The 3,745-nt window shown below is 64.3% G+C and carries 3 protein-coding genes; all 3 read right to left on the bottom strand.

Translation table 11 applies throughout. The annotated features are described in order from the left end of the window. Positions 1-2,855 (bottom strand): aminomethyl-transferring glycine dehydrogenase (gcvP, locus tag GS611_RS20975; RefSeq protein WP_171638645.1); only part of this gene is annotated, 2,855 nt, incomplete at its 3' end. 144 nt (positions 2,856-2,999) lie between these two features. Beyond that, on the bottom strand, positions 3,000-3,365 hold the full coding sequence (gene gcvH / locus GS611_RS20970) for a glycine cleavage system protein GcvH (RefSeq protein WP_171638644.1): 366 nt from the start codon (positions 3,363-3,365) through the stop codon (positions 3,000-3,002). A gap of 17 nt (positions 3,366-3,382) precedes the next feature. Further along, the coding region (locus GS611_RS20965) for a glycine cleavage T C-terminal barrel domain-containing protein (protein WP_305848772.1) at positions 3,383-3,745 on the bottom strand (363 nt) is incomplete at its 5' end.

Here is a 3,745-nt window from a genome sequence, read left to right as displayed (position 1 = left end):
TATTCCGCGGCGTCTGCGTATGCGTCCATTGGGGGGCATGTGCAGACGAGGTTTCTGTCACCGTATGCGTTGTCGACGCGGTTGACGGGGGACCAGTATTTGTCGACGCCCATGGAACCCGGCGGGAAGCAGGCTTGTTCGCGGGTGTAGGGGCGGTCCCAGTCGCCGACCAGATCGCGCACCGTGTGGGGGGCGTTTTTCAGCGGGTTGTTTTCCGCGTCGATCTTGCCGTCGATGATGTCCTGCGCTTCCGAACGGATCGACAGCATGGCGTCGCAGAAACGGTCCAGTTCGGCCATGGGTTCCGATTCCGTGGGTTCCACCATCAGGGTGCCGGCCACCGGCCAGCTCATCGTTGGCGCGTGGAAGCCTGAATCGATCAGGCGTTTGGCCACGTCATCGACGGTGACATGCGCCTCGGCGTCCAGGGGCCGGGTGTCGAGGATGCATTCATGCGCCACACGCCCCGTTTCCGAGGTATAGAGGATCGGATAGGCATCCTTGAGCCGCGCCGCGATGTAGTTGGCGTTCAGGATCGCCACCTTGGTCGCCTGCGTCAGACCCGCGCCGCCCATTAGCAGCACATAGGCCCAGCTGACCGGCAGAATGGACGGAGACCCGAAGGGCGCCGCCGAGACCGGGCCCACGGCGGTGCCGTATTCCGGGTGCCCGGGCAGGTGCTCGGCCAGATGCGCCTTGACGCCGATCGGACCCATGCCGGGGCCGCCGCCGCCATGCGGGATGCAGAAGGTCTTGTGCAGGTTCAGGTGGCTGACATCGCCGCCGATGTCGCCGGGGCGCGACAGGCCCACCATGGCGTTCATGTTGGCGCCGTCGATATAGACCTGGCCGCCGTGGTCATGGGTGATCTGGCAGACCTCCTGCACGGTGGTCTCGAACACACCATGAGTGGACGGGTAGGTGATCATGCAGGCGGCCAGATGATCCGAGTGCTTTTCCGCCTTGGCGCGGAAGTCGGCGACATCGATATTGCCCTTGTCATCCGCCTGCACCGGCACGACCTGCCAGCCCACCATCTGCGCCGAGGCCGGGTTGGTGCCATGGGCCGAGGTCGGGATCAGGCAGACATTGCGGTGCCCTTCGCCGCGCGCAAAGTGATAGTTGCGGATGGTCAGCAGGCCCGCATATTCGCCCTGCGCGCCCGAGTTGGGCTGCTGGGAGATCGCGTCATAGCCGGTGATCTGGCACAGCTTGTCGTTCAGATCGGCGATCATCTCGTGATAGCCCTGCGCCTGATCTTCGGGGCAGAACGGGTGCAGATTGCCGAACTCGGGCCAGGTGACCGGGATCATCTCGATCGTGGCGTTCAGCTTCATGGTGCAGGACCCCAGCGGGATCATCGCCCGGTCCAGCGCCAGGTCGCGGTCGGCCAGACGACGCATATAGCGGGTGATCTCGGCCTCGGCCCGGTTCTGGTGGAAGATCGGGTGGGTCAGATAGGCGCTTTCACGCAGCGCATAATCCGGCAGGCGGTATTGCTTGTTCGAGCTGTCATCCTTGCGGTCGATGCCGAAGGCGCCCCAGACCGCCTCAATCGTCTCGGGGCGGGTCTGTTCGTCCAGGCTGATGCCAACCTTGGTGTCGCCCACCTTGCGCAGGTTGACGCCGCGCGCCACGGCGGCCTCCATCACCGTCTTCTGCAGATGGCCGACCTCGACCGTGATCGTGTCGAAGAACACCTCGGGTTCGACCGAGAAGCCCGCCTCTTCCAGGCCGGCGGCCAGGCGCGAGGTCTTGCGGTGCACCGACTGGGCAATCGCCTTGATGCCGTCGGGGCCGTGATAGACCGCATACATCGAAGCAATCACCGCCAGCAGCGCCTGCGCGGTGCAGACGTTCGAGTTCGCCTTCTCGCGGCGGATGTGCTGCTCGCGGGTCTGCAACGACAGGCGGTAGGCCTTGTTGCCGCGGCTGTCGATGGACACACCGATGATCCGGCCCGGCATGGATCGCTTCAGCTTGTCGGTGGTGGCCATGTAGGCGGCGTGCGGGCCGCCATAGCCCATCGGCACGCCAAAGCGCTGGGTCGAGCCGATGGCAATGTCCGCGCCCATCTCGCCCGGTGACTTCAGCAGCGCCAGCGACAGGATGTCGGCGGCGACGATGGCGATGGCCTTGTGTTCATGCAGCGCCGCGATCTCGGCGGTGAAGTCGCGCACATGGCCATAGGTGCCCGGATACTGGAAGATCGCGCCGAATACCGCGCCCGCGTCCAGCTGATCCGGGTCGGCGACCTGCACGTCGATGCCCAGAGGCTCGGCCCGGGTCTTGATCACCGCGATGGTCTGCGGGTGGCAGTTCTTGTCAACGAAGAAGGCCGCGTTGTTGGCCTTGGACCGGCCGCCGCGCTTGGCCATCGCCATCGCTTCGGCCGCCGCGGTGGCTTCGTCCAGAAGCGAGGCGTTGGCCACGTCCAGCCCGGTCAGGTCGCTGACCATGGTCTGGAAGTTCAACAGTGCCTCAAGACGGCCCTGGCTGATCTCGGGCTGGTACGGCGTATAGGCGGTGTACCAGGCCGGGTTTTCCAGGATGTTGCGCAGGATCGGCGCAGGCGTGGTGGTGCCGTAATAGCCCTGACCGATCAGCGAGGTCAGAACCTTGTTCTTCCCCGCCACCTGTTTCATGTGGAAAAGCGCATCGCGTTCCGTCATCGCCGGGCCCCAGTCCAGCGGCTGTTTCTGCCGGATCGCCGGGGGGACGGTGGCGTCGATCAGCTCGTCCAGCGTCTTGAAGCCGATCACCTGCAGCATGTCGCGCATCTCGGTCGGGCTGGGACCGATATGGCGACGGTTGGCAAAATCATAGGCTTCGTAGTCGGTCAGTTTGAAGGCCATTGCAGCGCTCCCATGGATAGGTCAGGGCCGGCGGAGACTGCGGGAGCCTCCGGCGGGGATATTTCTTGCCAGATGAAGGGCGGGGCCCAAATTCGGCGGCATCAATTAATTCGATGGAGCCCCATGCCGGAACTCCGTTCGGGTTTACCCGATGAAGGCCTTGTAGCCGGCTTCGTCCATCAGATCCTCGAGCTGCGACGCGTCACTGATCTTGATCTTGTAGATCCAGGCCTCGCCCTCGGGGTCGTCGTTCAGTGCGCCGGGATTGTCGGCCAGCGCCTCGTTCACCTCGACGATCTCACCATCGACCGGAGCATAGAGTTCCGAGGCCGCCTTGACGGATTCGATCACGCCGATCTCGCCGTCTTTCTCGAACTCGTCGCCCACTTCCTGCTGCTCGACAAACACCACCTCACCCAGCTGTTCAGCCGCGTGTTTGGTGATGCCCAGCGTGGCGGTGTCGCCTTCGACGCTCAGCCATTCATGTTCTTCGGAATAATAGGTTGCCATGCTTCTCTCTCCTGACTTCAACGCTTGTAATTCTGTTTGACGAAGGGCAGCGCCACGATCTGCGCCGGTTGCGCCTTGCCCCGGATGATCAGGTTCACCTTCTCGCCCGGCGCGCCATGGCCTTTGCTCACATAACCCATCGCAACCGGGCCGCCGACCGTGGGGCCAAAGCTGCCCGAGGTGATCTGACCGATGGTGTTACCCTCTAGGCATTGCACTTCCACGCCCTGACGCGCCGGCGCACGGCCGTCGGGCTTGATGCCCACCAGCTTGCGGGCTGCGCCCTCGGCCAGTTCGCGCTGGATACGCTCCGCCCCCGGAAAACCACCTTCTTCCTTGCGGCGCTTCTGCATCGCCCAAGCCAACGAGGCCTCGACCGG

This window comes from Ruegeria sp. HKCCD6119, from assembly GCF_013110585.1.
GTDB lineage: Bacteria > Pseudomonadota > Alphaproteobacteria > Rhodobacterales > Rhodobacteraceae > Ruegeria.
Note: the sequence above shows the minus strand (reverse complement) of the source record. Positions and strands in the feature narration are given on the sequence as shown.

Excerpts from the sequence above, each read along its gene's own strand:
- gcvH (WP_171638644.1), bottom strand. The coding sequence starts at position 3,365 with ATGGCAACCTATTATTCCGAAGAACATGAATGGCTGAGCGTCGAAGGC.